Consider the following 17212-nt stretch of genomic DNA (forward strand, 5'->3'; position numbering starts at 1 on the left):
GGCCCGCAATTTGCAGCATAGATCGGTTCACTGTCTTTTGCTCTTGCATGAATTTGCAAGGCTGTCAACGCGCCCAAGCGGCTTTCTCGGTGCTTCTGTAATTAGTTGTCGCATTGAAGAAATATCGGCTTCGGGCCTGTCGTTAGAATGCCGATCACTCGCTCGTTGTTGCTCGCGTTGAAAAAAGCGCGCGATTCCTACAGCGCAGCACCGCTTTGCGGTTCCACTCATTCGCATATTGGGCTGTCGCTCACTCTGCCGTTTTAGCCCTTTACCGATGGAGTCCCAAGATGAAGAAACTCGTGCTGCTTGGCGCCCTGGCACTGTCCGTGCTGTCCCTGCCGACTTTCGCCGATGAAAAGCCTCTGAAAATTGGTATCGAAGCGGCTTACCCTCCATTCGCTTCCAAAGCGCCGGACGGCAGCATCGTTGGTTTCGACTACGACATCGGCAACGCTCTGTGCGAAGAGATGAAGGTCAAGTGCGTCTGGGTCGAGCAAGAGTTCGACGGTCTGATCCCGGCACTCAAAGTGCGCAAGATCGACGCGATCCTGTCGTCCATGTCGATCACTGAAGACCGCAAGAAGTCCGTGGACTTCACCAACAAGTACTACAACACCCCGGCTCGCCTGGTCATGAAGGCCGGCACTCCAGTCAGCGACAGCCTGGCTGAGCTCAAGGGCAAGAACATCGGCGTGCAACGTGGTTCGATCCACGAGCGTTTCGCCCGCGAAGTCCTGGCCCCGCTGGGTGCCGAGATCAAGCCTTACGGTTCGCAAAACGAAATTTACCTCGACGTCGCTGCCGGTCGCCTCGACGGCACCGTGGCAGACGCTACGCTGCTGGATGACGGTTTCCTGAAAACCGACGCTGGCAAAGGTTTCGCCTTCGTTGGCCCGGCCTTCACCGACGTCAAATACTTCGGCGACGGCGTGGGTATCGCAGTTCGCAAGGGTGACGCACTGAAAGACAAGGTCAACACTGCGATCACCGCCATTCGCGAGAACGGCAAGTACAAGCAAATCCAGGACAAATACTTCGCCTTCGATATCTACGGCAAGTAACACGTCCCGGCGACAAGTCCGAAATGGCGCAAGCAACAGGATCTCTGAGGTTTGCGCCATTTTTTCATCCCCCTTTTCGAGGACCTGAATCATGTTGAAAGGCTACGGGGCTGTCATCCTCGATGGCGCATGGCTGACGCTTCAGCTCGCCTTGTCGTCCATGGTCTTGGCCATTGTTCTGGGTCTGATCGGCGTTGCGCTGCGTCTGTCCCCGATTCGCTGGCTGGCCTGGCTGGGCGATCTGTATTCCACGGTGATCCGCGGGATTCCCGACCTGGTGCTGATCCTGCTGATTTTCTACGGTGGTCAGGACCTGCTCAACCGCGTCGCGCCGCTGCTCGGTTTTGACGAGTACATCGATCTCAACCCGTTGGCCGCCGGTATCGGCACCCTGGGCTTCATTTTCGGTGCGTACCTGTCGGAAACCTTCCGTGGAGCCTTCATGGCGATCCCGAAAGGTCAGGCAGAAGCCGGCATGGCGTACGGCATGAGCAGTTTTCAGGTGTTCTTCCGAGTGTTGGTGCCGCAGATGATTCGCCTGGCGATTCCGGGCTTCACCAACAACTGGCTGGTCCTGACCAAGGCCACCGCGCTGATTTCGGTGGTGGGGTTGCAAGACATGATGTTCAAGGCCAAGCAGGCGGCAGATGCCACCCGCGAGCCTTTCACCTTCTTCCTCGCAGTGGCGGCAATGTACCTGGTGATCACCAGCGTCTCGTTGTTGGCATTGCGTCACCTTGAGAAGCGCTACTCGGTAGGCGTAAGGGCGGCTGATCTATGATCTTCGACTACAACGTCATTTGGGAGGCCCTGCCGCTGTACTTCGGCGGCCTGGTGACCACCCTCAAATTGCTCGCGCTGTCGCTGTTTTTCGGCCTGCTGTGCGCCTTGCCGCTGGGCTTGATGCGCGTCTCGAAAAACGCGGCCGTCAACATGAGCGCCTGGCTCTACACCTACGTGATCCGCGGCACACCGATGCTGGTGCAGCTGTTCTTGATCTACTACGGTCTGGCGCAGTTCGAAGCGGTACGTGAAAGCTTCCTCTGGCCGTGGCTGTCCAGCGCGACGTTCTGTGCGTGCCTGGCCTTCGCGATCAACACCAGCGCCTACACCGCTGAAATCATCGCCGGCAGCCTGCGCGCCACGCCGAACGGTGAGATCGAAGCGGCCAAGGCGATGGGTATGTCGCGCTACAAGATGTACAAGCGCATCCTGCTGCCGTCGGCCCTGCGCCGGGCGCTGCCGCAGTACAGCAACGAAGTGATCATGATGTTGCAGACCACCAGTCTGGCGTCCATCGTGACCCTGATCGACATCACCGGTGCCGCACGCACGGTCAACGCGCAGTTCTACCTGCCGTTCGAAGCCTACATCACCGCTGGCGTGTTCTACCTGTGCCTGACGTTCATTCTGGTGCGGATGTTCAAACTGGCCGAGCGCCGCTGGCTGGGCTATCTGGCCCCGCGGAAGCACTGATATGGAACGCATCGATCATTCATTGCCGTGGAGCCACCTGGGCAGCGAACGCCAGATTTCGGTGTTCCGCTTCGGTAGTGGCGAGCGTAAGGCTTACATTCAGGCCAGCCTGCACGCCGATGAATTGCCGGGCATGCGCACGGCTTGGGAGCTGAAAAAGCGCCTGACCGAACTCGAAGCCCAAGGCTTGCTCAACGGTGTGATCGAACTGGTGCCGGTGGCCAATCCACTGGGCCTCAGTCAACTGCTGCAAGGCAATCATCAAGGGCGTTTTGAGGCGGGCAGCGGCAAGAACTTCAACCGGGATTTCTTCGAGCTGAGCGCGCCAGTGGCCGCCGAGCTGGAAGGGCACTTGGGTGATGATCCGCACGCCAATATTCAGCTGATCCGTCAGGCCATGAGCGATGCGTTGGCTGCATTGCCGCCAGCCGCCAGTCAGTTGCAAGGCATGCAGCGCATTTTGCTCAGCCATGCCTGCACCGCTGACGTGGTGCTGGATCTGCATTGCGATGCCGAAGCGGCGCTGCACATGTACGCCTTGCCGCAACACTGGCCGCAATGGTGTTCGTTGGCCGCGCACCTGGACGTGAAGGTGGGGTTGTTGGCGGAAGACTCCGGCGGCAGTTCCTTCGACGAAGCCTGTTCGCTGCCGTGGTTGCGTCTGTCGCGTCTGTTTCCTGATGCGCAGATTCCCTTGTCCTGCCTGGCGACTACCATTGAATTGGGTGGTCAAGCCGATACCGGTCGCGCTGAAGCCTGCGCTTACGCCGAAGGCATTCTGGCGTTCCTCGCCGAACAAGGCTTGATCAGCGGCGAATGGCCAAAGCCTGCGCAGGACGCTTGCGAAGGCATGCCGTTCGAAGGCACCGAATTGCTGTTCGCGCCACACCCTGGCGTGATCAGTTTCTTGCGTAAACCCGGTGAATGGATTGAAGCCGGCGATGAGATTTTCGAAGTGATCGATCCGTTATCGGATCGGGTCAGCACGGTGTGTGCTGGTACGTCCGGGGTGCTGTTTGCCATTGAACGGCTGCGTTATGCCCAACCCGGTTTCTGGCTGGCCAAGGTGGCGGGGCGCGAAGCGCTGCGTCACGGGCGCTTGCTCAACGACTGACTGACTGTTTTTGTGAGAACCGACCGCATGTACAAACTTGAAGTCCAAGACCTGCATAAACGCTATGGCAGTCACGAAGTGCTCAAGGGCGTGTCCCTGAAAGCGGCGGCTGGCGATGTGATCAGCATCATCGGCTCCAGTGGCTCCGGCAAAAGTACCTTCCTGCGTTGCATCAACCTGCTGGAGCAGCCGCACGCGGGCAAGATTCTGCTTAACAATGAAGAGCTGAAACTGGTCGCCAACAAGGACGGCGCGCTGAAGGCGGCCGACCCGAAACAGCTGCAACGCATGCGTTCGCGCCTGTCGATGGTGTTCCAGCATTTCAACCTGTGGTCGCACATGACCGCGCTGGAAAACATCATGGAAGCGCCGGTCCACGTGCTCGGCATGTCCAAGGCCGAAGCCCGCGAAAAGGCCGAGCACTACCTGAACAAGGTCGGTGTGGCTCATCGTAAAGATGCTTACCCGGGCCACATGTCCGGCGGTGAGCAGCAGCGTGTGGCGATTGCCCGTGCGCTGGCGATGGAGCCTGAGGTGATGCTGTTCGACGAACCGACGTCGGCGCTCGACCCGGAGCTGGTTGGCGACGTGCTGAAAGTCATGCAGGCCCTGGCGCTGGAAGGCCGGACCATGGTGGTGGTGACGCACGAAATGGGCTTCGCCCGTGAAGTGTCGAACCAGCTGGTGTTCCTGCACAAAGGTGTCGTCGAAGAAAGCGGCAACCCGCGTGAGGTGCTGGTCAATCCACAGTCCGAACGCTTGCAACAATTCCTCTCGGGCAGCCTGAAGTAATCGCTCCCGTTACGCACCAAATTAGGTCATGCTGCGCACCGCGCGCCAGATGGTCTAATTTGGTTGCAGCCGCTTTCGGCTTCTAACAGTGTTTTCGTTTCGGATTGCCCGCCATGACTGCCCATCGAATTGGTTTCCTGATTTGGCCCAGCACTAAAGCACTGACGCTTGCGCTGGCTGAGGAGGCCTTGCGTGTTGCCCAGCGTGTGCATCCGGACGTTGTCTACGAACTGTCGTTTTTGCAGGCCGAACCGCCGACCGAAGGCGCCTGGCAATTGCCGGGTGAGCCGTGGGCCGGCAAGCTCGAAAACTTCCAGAAACTGTTCCTGCTCGCCGATGAGCCGCCAACCACGCTCGCGCCAGCGCTCAGTAGTTCGCTGAAACAACTGGTGCGTGCCGGTTGCGTGATCGGTGGTTTGTCGGCCGGTGTTTACCCGTTGGCCCAACTGGGTTTGCTCGACGGTTACCGCGCTGCCGTGCATTGGCGCTGGCAGGACGATTTCACCGAACGTTTCCCGAAAGTCATCGCCACCAGTCACCTGTTCGACTGGGATCGCGATCGCCTGACCGCGTGCGGCGGCCTGTCGGTACTCGACTTGTTGCTGGCCGTGCTGGCCCGCGATCACGGCGCCGAACTGGCTGGTGCAGTGTCGGAAGAACTGGTAGTCGAGCGCATCCGCGAAGGCGGCGAGCGCCAACGCATTCCGCTGCAGAACCGTCTCGGTTCCAGCCATCCGAAGCTCACGCAAGCCGTGTTGCTGATGGAAGCCAACATCGAGGAGCCGCTGACCACCGACGAAATCGCCCAGCACGTGTGCGTGTCCCGTCGGCAGCTGGAGCGGATCTTCAAGCAATACCTCAACCGTGTGCCGAGCCAGTACTACCTGGAACTGCGCCTGAACAAGGCCCGGCAAATGTTGATGCAAACCAGCAAGTCGATCATCCAGATCGGCCTGTCATGTGGCTTCTCCTCGGGGCCGCATTTCTCCAGCGCCTACCGCAACTTCTTCGGTGCCACGCCACGGGAAGATCGCAACCAGCGACGCAGTAGCAGCCCGTTCGAATTGTCGTCGGTGCCCTCGGAGCGTGGGTGACTGAGCAACCACGCCACCTGCTGAAGGCTGATTTATTCCTCCATGTCGGAGCCTTCGGAAGTCGAGATGCCCATCTCTCCTCGATTGATCACCTCTTCCACGCCAAAGTCCATGCCCGTCTGTTCGAAGTAGCTGATCAGTCGTAGCAGGCTCTCTTCGGAAAACCGATTACCTCGAAAGCTGATGTTTTCAGCGATTTCCACCGGCAGTTCCAGCACGTCGCCGGGGACTTCGGTGATGGCGTTGTCACTGAGGTCGGCCCAGTCCAGCTCTGTCATTTGCAGCAGGCCGTGCGGTATTTCGCTGATACCGGTGTCATTCAGCCGTACGGTCGCGAGTTCCGTCATCTGACTCAGGTCAGGCGTTTGCCCCAGGGGATTGTGGGCCAGGTCGAGATAATCGAGCTGTTCCATTCCCGCCAGCGCACTTGCCGATTCCGCTGACAGTCTGACGCGGCATTCAGGGATCGACAGTGTGCGCAGTTGACCCATCTTGAACACCGCATCAGGAATATTGCCCAGATTACAGGCGCGAAGCCTGAGGCTTTTGAGTTTGGGGAAAGACTCCAGAAAATGCCCGGCGCGGGTCACTCCGTTGACGCTGAGTAACTGCAGCGATGTCACATGACTGAAGTCGGCGTTCAGGGTAGGCAGGTCGCCGTTGATGTAGGACTCGAAAACGAGGTCATAGGTGGGCTCCAGCGCCTCATTGAAATCATCCAGTTCGCTTTCATGCCGCCAGCACTGCTCCAGTGTCTGTTTGAACTGGTCGCGGTTCATGTGCTCGACAAACTGTTGTTGGGCGGTGAACGGCTCACCCGTCAACGGGTGTTGGGCCGGAAGGTTGGCGGTCCATGCCGCCAAGTCGTTGCTCAGTTGTGCCAACTCCGCTTCAAGGTTTGTCAGCTCGACCCGGCCGTCTGCCAGGGTGCCTGGCAGTTCATAGACAAACTCGCTCGCCTGCTCGACCTCCAGGTTCGGGTACAGCGCCCTGACTCGGTTGATGTCCGCCTCTGGGGCATAGATACCCAAATCGTATGAGCTGTCGAAGTAGTGATGCTTGATCAGTTGTCGGGCGTTATCCGAAAGCGGATTGTGCGTCAGGTGCAGTGCGCGTTTGGTGTACACCGGGCTTTCGAATAATTGCGAGGGCAGTTCACTGATCCTGTTGTGGAGCAGCTTGGCGGTATCAAGTTTAGGGTGGCGAACTACGCTGTCGGGAATATCGGTCAGGCCGGTACGGCTCAAGTCCAGGTGAACAAGCTCAGGCATGGATTCGACACTGGGCAGCATCGTGAACGGGTTCTGGAACAGATCAAGCATCACCAGTTTGTTCAATGAAGACAGCTTCGACCAGCTGGCTGCATCGAACCTGATTGCGCAATCGCTTAACACCAGTGCATCAAGGTCCGTCATTCGAGGAATGGCCTCGGGGAGGGAGGTCAGGGAAAAGCGTTTTAAATCGAGGCGACGCAAACTGTTGAAGCGCTGAAGAAACTCGGGAACGCCCTGCACAGCATGACTGCCTTCAAGGGACAGCAATGACACATGGGGGAAATCGGCCGTCAGCGTGGGTAGATCGCCAAGAATCGGCTCGGCAAATCTGAGTGTGTAGCGCGGCGTGTCATTCGGGCCATCGAAGTCTCGCTCTGATTGTCGACGCCAGCTGCGCTGGATTTCCTGGGCCAGAAGCCTGCGGTTGTGTTGAGCGGCCTGTTGTTCCAGATCGCTCAGAGGGGCCCGGGTTCGCGGGTGAACAGTGGGCGAGTCATTTATCCAGGTGTTCAGGTCCAGATGCAGTCGCGAGAGCTCGCTGGACAGGCGTGAGAGCTCCACGCGCGCGCCATCGGGATGCGCTTGTAACTGGAGAACAACAGACTGGTGTTCTTCCTCGGAAAGGCTGGGGTAAACCTCGCGAACACGGTCGTTGAGAGAGGGCGTCGGGGCGTAACTGCGCCTGTATCCCTCTGTGCCGCCGGGCAAACGCATGGTCGTCGGGTCGTAGAACGGTTTTCGATGGGGATTTTTTGCGAACAGCTTGCGCAGTGCCGGTTGGTTCAATGCATGTTCGGCGATGCGTAGTTTGAGTGACTGAGCATTTGCGATAGATGGGTTCAGCGCGTTGCGCTGTGCTGGCGGCAGCACCTGAAAAAGTCCCTGATAAAAATCACCGGGCACCGATTCGCTGTCTTGGTAAACCTGGTAAGTGCCGTCTTCAGCGCGCACCAGTGTTTTGACGATCGGGGCATCGGACTGGCCAATGCTGTCGCGCACAAATCCGTCATGGGCATAATCCCTCACTTCAATACGCAGCTCGGCGGCAAAACCGGGCAGCGAATTCAGGCTTTGCAAGGCCAGTCGGTGGGTGTCGGTGTTGTCCAGAGCGTCGGAATAAAGACCTTCACAGGCTCTGGTTGCGCGTACGGCCTCCATGGCTTTGAGTGCTGCTTCCTTGAGCCGTTGGGGCGAGCGACCGTTGTGCAACTGGCGTAACTCGGTCCCGGTTGCATTGTTCACCAGCTCTTGCGCGACATCGGTCGGCAATCCATGCACGTCGTCGAGCAGTCGCTGGACCTGCGCGTTGCCGGCTTTCTCCTGCGCGCGATAGCGTGTATCGAACAGCGATTTGTGATGCTTCAGGGCAAGTTCGGCCGTTTGTTTTCTGAAGACTTGTGTTTGGGTTTCCGGTGCCGGCATTGGCGTGTTGGCAGGCCAGTCGTCGTAGGTGGTCAGCAATTGGTGTTGCAGGATCAGATCGGCCTTGCGATAGCGCTCGGGTTGGTTGCTGCCGATCTGTTCGATAAAGGTTTCGATGTCCCGGTTGATCCTGAAGCGCTTGATCGTGTCTGTCAGCAGCGAAGGCGGGCGATAATGTTCGACATGCATTTCGCGCACTGCGTTGTCGTGGTAACCGCTGACCCGCAGGATCTGTTCGCGCTCGGCGTTGGTGAACGACTCGACGCTATGGCCGAGGCGGCGCATGACCTTTTCCCGGTCCCAGTTCAGCGGTTGCTCCAGTTCTGTGTGCCAGGCGCCGTGGTTGTTATGCAGCAGAGGCGGCCGATAGGCATCAGTTCGGTTCGGATGCTCAATCTGAAACGTACCTGGCAAGCGGTCGGGCTTCACGGCAAACAGTTTTCCCTCCAGTGGCAGCAGCGTCTTGCCCTTGTTTTGATAGAGGCCGAGATCATCGGGTTTTGCTCCTTCCGGCAAAATGAGTGCTTGTTCATAAGGCTTGAGATCCGGCTTCCAGTAGCGGGTTTTTCCTTTGGGAGTTGTGACGGGTTTGAGTGGGTCGACAAGCGCAATAGCTTCACGAGAGAGCAGATGGTTAAGGGTACGGGCAGCGATGGCGCCGCCTACCGCAAATGTCCCCACCTGAACCACCGTTTCGACGAACGTCATCAGATGCCCGAACGCTTCTGTTTTCAGCCCTTCAGCCAGGTCCACTATGCCTTCGAAGGTTTCGTCGAGTAACTGATAGGCCATGTAGCCCAGCATCAATTCGCCGAGAAACGGGACGAAAGGCAACGCAACGAACGTCGCGATTTCAAGGAGCGTTGAGGTCACTTTGCTGAAGGCATTCCACAATGCCCATCGCGCGTTGCTGTCCGCAGTGGCAGTGGAGACGGCGAGCGTGCTTGCATCGTTGAGGGTCTTGTTCAGCTGTCGCTGATAGAGATGGTTGAACAGGTCCGCTCTGAACGGAATCGCCGAAAACCGCAAATCAGGCTTGTCGATGGGCGTTTCGCGCCAGCTCGGCAGTGGGTCGCCCTGTCGGTGTTGATGCCAGGTCACGCTCTGGAGGCGACGGTTGAGGTCCGCGAAAAAATGTCCTCTTTCCTTGTGGTCGACGAAACGACTGAAGAACGTTTGATAAGCGGTCGAGCGCAGTTTGCGGGTCAGCTCGGCCATGAACACCAATGTGTTCGGGTACTCCTTGAGAGGATGCTCTGGATCATCGGGAATGTAGGCAATGATCCGTGTTGCCGTGCGTGCGCGCTCCAGGCTCGCCGCGAAAATTACAATGCCGGTCAGCGAGGAGGACATCATTGTCAGGTCGTGACCATACAGCGGCTGCCCATCCAGTCGAGCACCCGAACGCCCTTGCAGAATGCGCAGGATCGAGAGATGGGCATCCGCTGGAATATCCTTTCGGACTTGCGCCATCTGCAGCGCAGATTGGAGTGCTGTTTTGTGTGAGCCGATCACCTTCGATTTCAACACCGCACCGGCCACCGGGTTGGAGATCCCCAGATTGTCTTTGAGGTAAGCGTTGTACCGGGCGCCGATATCCAGTTCCCGGCATAACCGGACAAAGGCCGGGATAGTCAGCTTTTGCTTGACCGCCGGCAGCGTATCGAACTGCCCTGTGGGTGAAGGTTGGGTGATGAACGTCGAGTCTGACTCGTAAGCCCCTGCCGCTGTTTCCGATTCCTGAAAGTTATGCAGGGCGGCGTCGAGCATCGACACGGTCCAGGAGCGCGCGGCGCCAGTCTTGATTCCGAAAAGCGGCACGGTTTGAGGGACGTACAGGCGCAGGAAGGTGGTTTTGACGTCCAGATTCAGGTCAAACCGGGCTTTCAGGGCGTCGCTCAGCAGCGGTTCGGCAAAGGCTTGCGCGCTTTGCAGCTTCGACAGCATTGAGTCCAGACGATTTCGATGGGTCCAGTGTTCCTGAGTGATCTTTTTCAGCGACTGGTGCTGCTGGGGTGTTGCGGTGGCATGCCAGTCCGGCGTCATCAGCGTAGCGGTCTTAAGGGCGCGGTGTGTGCTGGACGATGCTTCTAATACCCAGGCTGGCAGATTGTTGAACAGGTGATGGTAGTGATCGTCCGGCTGCGTAGCGGATTCACTGTCCCCAGTAGAAGAAAGGCGATCATTCTCGTATCGGCTCATGCGCTATTCCCTTAGCGTTTTGGATGAGCCGCCAGCAAAACAGACGATGATCGGTTCCGTGCGGTACATATTTACCGCACCGCTCGACAACCCTGCCTATAACCTGTGCCGGCAGTTTAAACTGCGCCTTTGCGACGCTATATGTCGCATTGCCGTAAACCCGGCTGAAACCGGGGTTTGCGCTATAAGAAGTTGTCGCTTGGCGGCAAGGCCGGGCTGAAAACTGTCCTTACAATCCCCCCATCGCTCGCCAGTTTCAGGCGAGTGTTCCTCATCAGGAGACTCCGATGTCCGTTGAGCACGCTGCGGTACAACGCGCCGATTTCGACCAGGTAATGGTTCCCAACTACGCGCCTGCCGCTTTCATTCCTGTTCGTGGCGCCGGTTCCCGCGTCTGGGACCAGTCTGGCCGCGAGCTGATCGACTTCGCCGGCGGGATTGCCGTTAACGTATTGGGCCATGCGCACCCGGCGCTGGTCGCTGCCTTGACCGAGCAGGCGAACAAGCTGTGGCATGTGTCCAACGTCTTCACCAATGAGCCGGCCTTGCGCCTGGCGCATAAGCTGATCGACGCTACGTTTGCCGATCGCGCGTTCTTCTGCAACTCCGGGGCCGAAGCCAACGAGGCCGCCTTCAAGCTGGCCCGTCGCGTCGGTTTCGATCGTTTTGGCAGCGAGAAGTACGAAATCATCGCCGCGCTCAACAGCTTCCACGGCCGTACCCTGTTCACCGTGAACGTCGGTGGCCAGTCGAAGTATTCCGACGGTTTCGGTCCGAAGATCACCGGTATCACCCACGTGCCGTACAACGATCTGGCCGCGCTGAAAGCCGCCATTTCCGACAAGACTTGCGCTGTGGTTCTGGAGCCGATCCAGGGCGAGAGCGGCGTCATCCCGGCCGAACTCGAATACCTGCAAGGCGCCCGTGAACTGTGCACCGCGCACAACGCGCTGCTGATTTTCGACGAAGTGCAAACCGGTATGGGCCGCAGCGGCAAGCTGTTCGCCTACCAGCATTACGGCGTGACCCCGGACATCCTGACCAGCGCCAAGAGCCTGGGCGGTGGTTTCCCGATCGCCGCAATGCTGACCACCGAAGACCTGGCCAAACACCTGGTTGTCGGCACTCACGGCACCACGTATGGCGGCAACCCGCTGGCGTGCGCTGTCGCTGAAGCTGTGATCGACGTGGTTAATACCCCTGAAGTGCTGGCCGGCGTCAACGCCAAGCACGACAAGTTCAAGGCCCGTCTGGAACAGATCGGTAAGAAGTACGGCTTGTTCACCCAGGTCCGTGGTATGGGCCTGTTGATCGGTTGCGTGCTGAACGATGCCTGGAAAGGCAAGGCCAAGGACATCTTCAACGCCGCTGAAAAAGAAGGCCTGATGATTCTGCAAGCCGGTCCGGACGTGGTTCGTTTTGCGCCAAGCCTGGTGGTTGAAGACGCCGATATCGATGCCGGTCTGGATCGTTTCGAGCGCGCGGCGGCGAAACTGACTCAAGCCTGATTCATGCAGTGCTCCTCAGCGCCTATCGTTATAGATAGGCGCTGACAATTTTCCTGTGCCGGGCCTGCCCGGCATTTTTTTCCCCGAGTTGGCGCAAATCGCCAACCTGAAGTTAAGTAAGGAGTGACACCATGCTGGTGATGCGCCCCGCGCAAATGGCTGATCTGGGCGAGGTACAGCGTCTGGCTGCGGACAGCCCGATTGGTGTCACTTCCTTGCCGGATGACGTTGAACGCCTGAGCGACAAGATCGCAGCAAGCGAAGCCTCGTTCGCCGCCGAAGTCAGCTTCAACGGTGAAGAGAGCTATTTCTTCGTCCTCGAAGACACCGCCACCGGCAAACTGGTGGGCTGCTCGGCCATCGTTGCGTCGGCCGGTTATTCGGAGCCGTTCTACAGCTTCCGAAATGAAACCTTTGTGCACGCCTCTCGCGAGCTGAAGATTCACAACAAGATCCACGTGCTCTCTCAGTGCCACGACCTGACTGGCAATAGTTTGCTGACCAGTTTCTACGTGCTGCCGGAGCTGGTGGGTTCGGCCTGGTCGGAACTCAACTCCCGTGGTCGCTTGCTGTTCGTGGCCAGCCATCCGGAGCGTTTTGCTGATTCGGTGGTGACCGAGATCGTCGGTTACAGCGATGAAAACGGTGATTCGCCGTTCTGGGATGCCATCGGTCGTAATTTCTTCGACCTCAACTACGCCGCTGCCGAGCGTCTGTGCGGTCTGAAGAGCCGGACGTTCCTGGCGGAGTTGATGCCGCATTACCCGATCTATGTGCCGCTGCTGCCGGACTCCGCTCAAGAGGCGATGGGCCAGGTGCACCCACGGGCGCAGATCACCTTCGACATTCTGATGCGCGAAGGCTTCGAGACCGATCACTACATCGATATTTTCGACGGTGGGCCGACCCTGCACGCCCGTGTCTCGGGGATCCGTTCGATCGCCCAGAGCCGTGTAGTCCCGGTGAAAATCGGCGAGCCGGTCAAAGGCGCCGGTCGTCAGTACCTGGTGGCCAACGCCCAGTTGCAGGATTACCGCGCCGTTTTGCTTGAGCTCGATTACGCGCCGGGCAAACCCGTGACCCTGGATCTTGAAGCGGCCGAAGCCCTGGGCGTCGGTGAAGGTGCCAGCGTGCGCCTGGTAGCGGTTTAACACCCGCTGCTACGCCTGGCAAAAATGCTTGGAAAGAATGCCTAAAAAGCAGCGAGTTTCACGGGTGGCGCAAGCGGCCCGTTTGAGGAGATAGCATGATCGTTCGTCCCGTACGCAGCAGCGATTTACCCGCTCTGATCGACCTGGCCCGCAGCACCGGCACTGGCCTGACCACCTTGCCGGCCAACGAAGAGCGTCTGGCCCATCGGGTCGGCTGGGCCGAGAAGACCTTCCGCGGCGAAGCCGGGCGGGGCGATGCGGACTACCTGTTCGTGCTCGAAGACGATGACGGCCGCGTGGTGGGTATCTCCGCTATTGCCGGTGCCGTTGGTCTGCGTGAGCCTTGGTACAACTTCCGGGTTGGCCTGACCGTCAGCGCTTCGCAAGAGTTGAACATCTATCGCGAAATCCCGACGCTGTTCCTGGCCAACGACCTGACCGGCAATTCCGAGCTGTGCTCGCTGTTCCTGCACGCCGACTACCGCACGGGCCTCAACGGCCGCATGCTGGCCAAGGCGCGGATGCTGTTCATCGCCGAGTTCCCGCAGCTGTTTGGCAACAAGATCATCGCCGAGATGCGCGGCATGTCCGATGAAGCAGGGCGTTCGCCGTTCTGGGAAAGCCTGGGCCGTCACTTCTTCAAGATGGAATTCAGCCAGGCTGACTACCTGACCGGCGTGGGCAACAAGGCGTTCATCGCCGAACTGATGCCGAAATTCCCGTTGTACACCTGCTTCCTGTCGGAAGATGCACGCAACGTGATCGGTCAGGTTCATCCAGACACCGAGCCGGCGCTGGCCATGCTCAAAAGCGAAGGCTTCAGCTATCAAGGCTACGTCGACATCTTCGACGCCGGTCCTGCGGTTGAGTGTGAAACCGGCAAGATCCGCGCCGTGCGCGACAGCCAGGCACTGGTGCTGGCCATCGGCACGCCGGGTGACGACGCCACTCCGTTCCTGATTCATAACCGCAAGCGCGAAGACTGCCGGATCACTGCTGCTCCTGCACGTTTCGCCGCCGGTACGCTGGTGGTCGACCCACTGACTGCCAAACGTCTTCAACTCAACGCCGGCGATCAAGTGCGCGCCGTTCCGTTGTCCGCTGCCAGGGAGTCGAAATAATGAATTCGCTATACATCGCAGGTGAATGGCTGGCCGGCCAAGGTGAAGCCTTTCAGTCGCTGAACCCGGTCACCCAACAGGTGCTGTGGGCCGGCGAAGGCGCTACCACTGCTCAGGTTGAATCGGCCGTGCAAGCCGCACGCCAGGCATTCCCGAGCTGGGCCCGACGTACCCTGGAAGAGCGCATCACCGTGCTGGAGGCCTTTGCCGCCGCGCTGAAGAACAACGCTGACGAACTGGCTCGAACCATCGGTGAGGAAACCGGCAAACCTTTGTGGGAAGCGGCGACCGAAGTTACCAGCATGGTCAACAAGATTGCGATTTCGGTGCAGAGCTACCGCGAACGTACTGGCGAGAAGAGCGGCCCGCTGGGCGACGCCACCGCCGTGTTGCGCCACAAGCCACACGGTGTGGTCGCGGTGTTCGGGCCTTACAACTTCCCTGGTCACTTGCCGAACGGTCACATCGTGCCGGCGCTGCTGGCCGGTAACAGTGTGCTGTTCAAACCAAGCGAGCTGACGCCGAAAGTCGCCGAGCTGACGGTTAAATGCTGGATTGAAGCCGGCCTGCCAGCAGGCGTGCTGAACCTGCTGCAAGGCGCCCGCGAAACCGGTATCGCCCTGGCGGCGAACCCTGGCATCGATGGCTTGTTCTTCACCGGCTCCAGCCGCACCGGCAATCACCTGCATCAACAGTTTGCCGGTCGTCCGGACAAGATCCTCGCGCTGGAAATGGGCGGTAACAACCCGCTGGTCGTTGATCAGGTCGCAGACCTCGATGCTGCCGTTTACACCATCATCCAGTCTGCGTTCATTTCCGCCGGCCAGCGTTGCACCTGTGCGCGCCGCTTGCTGGTGCCGCAGGGCGCCTGGGGCGACACACTGCTGACGCGTCTGGTGGCGGTCAGCCGTACGATTGAAGTTGGCGCGTTTGATCAGCAACCAGCACCGTTCATGGGCTCGGTGATTTCTCTCGGCGCTGCGAAAGCACTGATGGATGCGCAGGAACATCTGCTGGGTAACGGCGCAGTAGCATTGCTGGAAATGACTCAACCGCAAGCTCAAGCCGCCTTGCTGACCCCTGGCATTCTGGACGTAACGGCAGTGGTTGATCGCCCTGACGAAGAGCTGTTCGGCCCGCTGCTGCAAGTGATCCGCTACGCTGATTTTGAGGCGGCGATCGCTGAAGCCAACGACACCGACTATGGCCTGGCGGCCGGTCTGCTGTCGGATTCCGAAGCGCGTTATCAGCAGTTCTGGCTGGAAAGCCGTGCAGGTATCGTCAACTGGAACAAGCAGCTGACCGGTGCTGCGAGCAGCGCGCCATTCGGCGGTGTCGGCGCCTCGGGCAATCACCGCGCCAGCGCCTACTACGCGGCAGATTACTGCGCGTACCCGGTTGCTTCGCTGGAAACGCCGAGCCTGACTTTGCCGACCGCTTTGACGCCTGGCGTGAAGATGACGTAACGCCCAATCGCGAGCAGGCTCACTCCTACATGATTTGTGTCTTACATAAAATGTGTGACACCACCGAACCTGTAGGAGCGAGCCTGCTCGCGATGGCCGCGACTCGGTCGCACTGAACAGTTAGTTACTGATGCCTATAACAACAGATTCTCGTGGAGCCTCGCTGATGAAATCCTATGAAGTCAATTTTGACGGTCTAGTGGGGCCGACCCATAACTACGGCGGTTTGTCCTACGGCAACGTCGCGTCCCAGAGCAATAGCCAGCAGTCTTCGAACCCGAAGGAAGCCGCGCTGCAAGGCCTGGCGAAAATGAAATCGCTGATGGAAATGGGCTTTCAACAGGGCGTGCTGGCACCTCAGGAGCGCCCGGACGTGGCAGCCCTGCGTCGTTTGGGTTTCAGCGGCACCGACGCTCAGGTGATCGAGCAGGCGGCTAAAGATGCGATGCCGTTGCTGGTGGCCAGTTGCTCGGCGTCGAGCATGTGGGTGGCCAACGCCGCCACTGTCAGTCCGAGTGCCGACACCGCGGATGGCCGTGTGCATTTCACCGCGGCCAACCTGAACTGCAAATATCACCGCAGCATCGAACACCCGACTACCAGTCGCGTGCTGGGGGCGATGTTCGCTGACCAGAAACACTTCGCTCACCACGCCGCCTTGCCGGCCGTGGCGCAGTTCGGTGATGAAGGCGCCGCCAACCACACCCGTTTCTGCCGTGAATACGGCGAAGCCGGCGTCGAGTTCTTCGTGTTCGGTCGCAGCGCATTCGACACCCGTTACCCGGCACCGCAGAAGTACCCGGCCCGCCAGACCCTCGAAGCCTCCCAGGCGGTCGCCCGCCTGCACGGCTTGAGCGATGACGGGGTGGTTTACGCTCAGCAGAATCCTTCGGTGATCGATCAGGGCGTGTTCCACAACGATGTGATCGCGGTGGGTAATGGCGAGGTGCTGTTCTATCACGAGGACGCGTTCCTCGACACCGAGCAGATGCTGGCCGAATTGCAGAGCAAACTCGCCAAAGTCGGTGGGAAATTTCAGTCGATCTGCGTACCGCGTTCCGCGGTCACCGTGGAAGACGCCGTTCGTTCCTACCTGTTCAATAGCCAACTGCTGTCGCGTCCTGACGGCTCGATGCTGTTGATCGTGCCGGAAGAATGCCGTGGCAACGAACGTGTCTGGCAGTACCTGCAAGGTTTGACCAGCTCCGGCGGCCTGATCCGCGAAGTGAAAGTGTTCGATTTGAAGCAGAGCATGCAGAACGGCGGCGGCCCGGCTTGCCTGCGACTGCGCGTCGCGCTCAACGAAACCGAACTGGCGGCCGTCAACCCAGGGGTTATCATGACGGCACCGTTGTACGGCACGCTGACCGAATGGGTCGACAAGCACTACCGCGACCGCATGACCGAAAACGATCTCGCGGACCCGCAATTGCTGCTTGAGTGCCGGACGGCACTGGATGAACTGACACAAATCCTTAAACTGGGCGCGGTTTATCCATTCCAGATCAATTGAACGTCGAGAGCGTAA

At 59.2% G+C, this 17212-nt stretch carries 12 protein-coding genes; 11 read left to right on the forward strand and 1 reads right to left on the reverse strand.

Annotated features, from left to right (window positions below):
- Positions 1-290 precede the first annotated feature (290 nt).
- From QF010_RS29245 to argR, 6 genes are all read left to right on the forward strand, one after another.
- Positions 291-1064 carry an ABC transporter substrate-binding protein gene (locus QF010_RS29245; protein WP_033056745.1) on the forward strand — a complete coding sequence of 258 codons (774 nt, stop codon included), beginning with the start codon at positions 291-293 and terminating at the stop codon, positions 1062-1064.
- A 91-nt stretch (positions 1065-1155) separates the two neighbouring features.
- The gene (locus tag QF010_RS29250; RefSeq protein ID WP_033056744.1) at positions 1156-1845 is read left to right on the forward strand and encodes an ABC transporter permease; all 690 of its coding nucleotides are present in this window, start codon (positions 1156-1158) and stop codon (positions 1843-1845) included.
- Entirely contained in the window at positions 1842-2540 is a 699-nt protein-coding gene (locus QF010_RS29255; RefSeq protein ID WP_008154328.1) for an ABC transporter permease, read from the forward strand. Before QF010_RS29250 ends, QF010_RS29255 begins: the two co-directional genes overlap by 4 nt.
- A gap of 1 nt (position 2541) precedes the next feature.
- On the forward strand, positions 2542-3654 hold the full coding sequence (locus QF010_RS29260) for a M14 family metallopeptidase (protein WP_429534483.1): 1113 nt from the start codon (positions 2542-2544) through the stop codon (positions 3652-3654).
- Positions 3655-3681: 27 nt separating this feature from the next.
- Positions 3682-4446: an ABC transporter ATP-binding protein gene (locus QF010_RS29265; protein WP_008154324.1), complete on the forward strand. Its 765-nt coding sequence runs from the start codon at positions 3682-3684 to the stop codon at positions 4444-4446.
- 113 nt (positions 4447-4559) lie between these two features.
- Positions 4560-5540, forward strand: coding sequence for a transcriptional regulator ArgR (gene argR, locus QF010_RS29270; RefSeq protein ID WP_033056741.1), 981 nt, complete (start codon positions 4560-4562; stop codon positions 5538-5540).
- Between the two features lie 32 nt (positions 5541-5572).
- Here argR and QF010_RS29275 read toward each other — a convergent pair whose 3' ends face one another.
- The gene (locus tag QF010_RS29275; protein ID WP_429534484.1) at positions 5573-10438 is read right to left on the reverse strand and encodes a dermonecrotic toxin domain-containing protein; all 4866 of its coding nucleotides are present in this window, start codon (positions 10436-10438) and stop codon (positions 5573-5575) included.
- A gap of 287 nt (positions 10439-10725) precedes the next feature.
- Between QF010_RS29275 and QF010_RS29280 the strand changes: the two genes are divergently transcribed.
- From QF010_RS29280 to astB, 5 genes are all read left to right on the forward strand, one after another.
- Complete coding sequence (locus QF010_RS29280; protein WP_033056738.1) at positions 10726-11946, forward strand: aspartate aminotransferase family protein; 1221 nt, start codon at positions 10726-10728, stop codon at positions 11944-11946.
- A 131-nt stretch (positions 11947-12077) separates the two neighbouring features.
- Positions 12078-13097 (forward strand): arginine/ornithine succinyltransferase subunit alpha, encoded by a 1020-nt coding sequence (gene aruF, locus QF010_RS29285; RefSeq protein ID WP_008154316.1) that lies wholly within the window; start codon positions 12078-12080, stop codon positions 13095-13097.
- A gap of 95 nt (positions 13098-13192) precedes the next feature.
- A complete protein-coding gene (gene astA / locus QF010_RS29290; protein ID WP_008154313.1) occupies positions 13193-14218 on the forward strand; it encodes an arginine N-succinyltransferase in 1026 nt (341 codons plus the stop codon).
- Positions 14215-15684 (forward strand): succinylglutamate-semialdehyde dehydrogenase, encoded by a 1470-nt coding sequence (gene astD, locus QF010_RS29295; protein WP_429513102.1) that lies wholly within the window; start codon positions 14215-14217, stop codon positions 15682-15684. Before astA ends, astD begins: the two co-directional genes overlap by 4 nt.
- A gap of 166 nt (positions 15685-15850) precedes the next feature.
- The gene (gene astB / locus QF010_RS29300) at positions 15851-17197 is read left to right on the forward strand and encodes an N-succinylarginine dihydrolase (RefSeq protein ID WP_033056736.1); all 1347 of its coding nucleotides are present in this window, start codon (positions 15851-15853) and stop codon (positions 17195-17197) included.
- The last annotated feature ends 15 nt before the right edge of the window (positions 17198-17212 follow it).

It is taken from the genome of Pseudomonas silensiensis, from assembly GCF_050434865.1.
GTDB lineage: Bacteria > Pseudomonadota > Gammaproteobacteria > Pseudomonadales > Pseudomonadaceae > Aquipseudomonas > Aquipseudomonas fluorescens_W.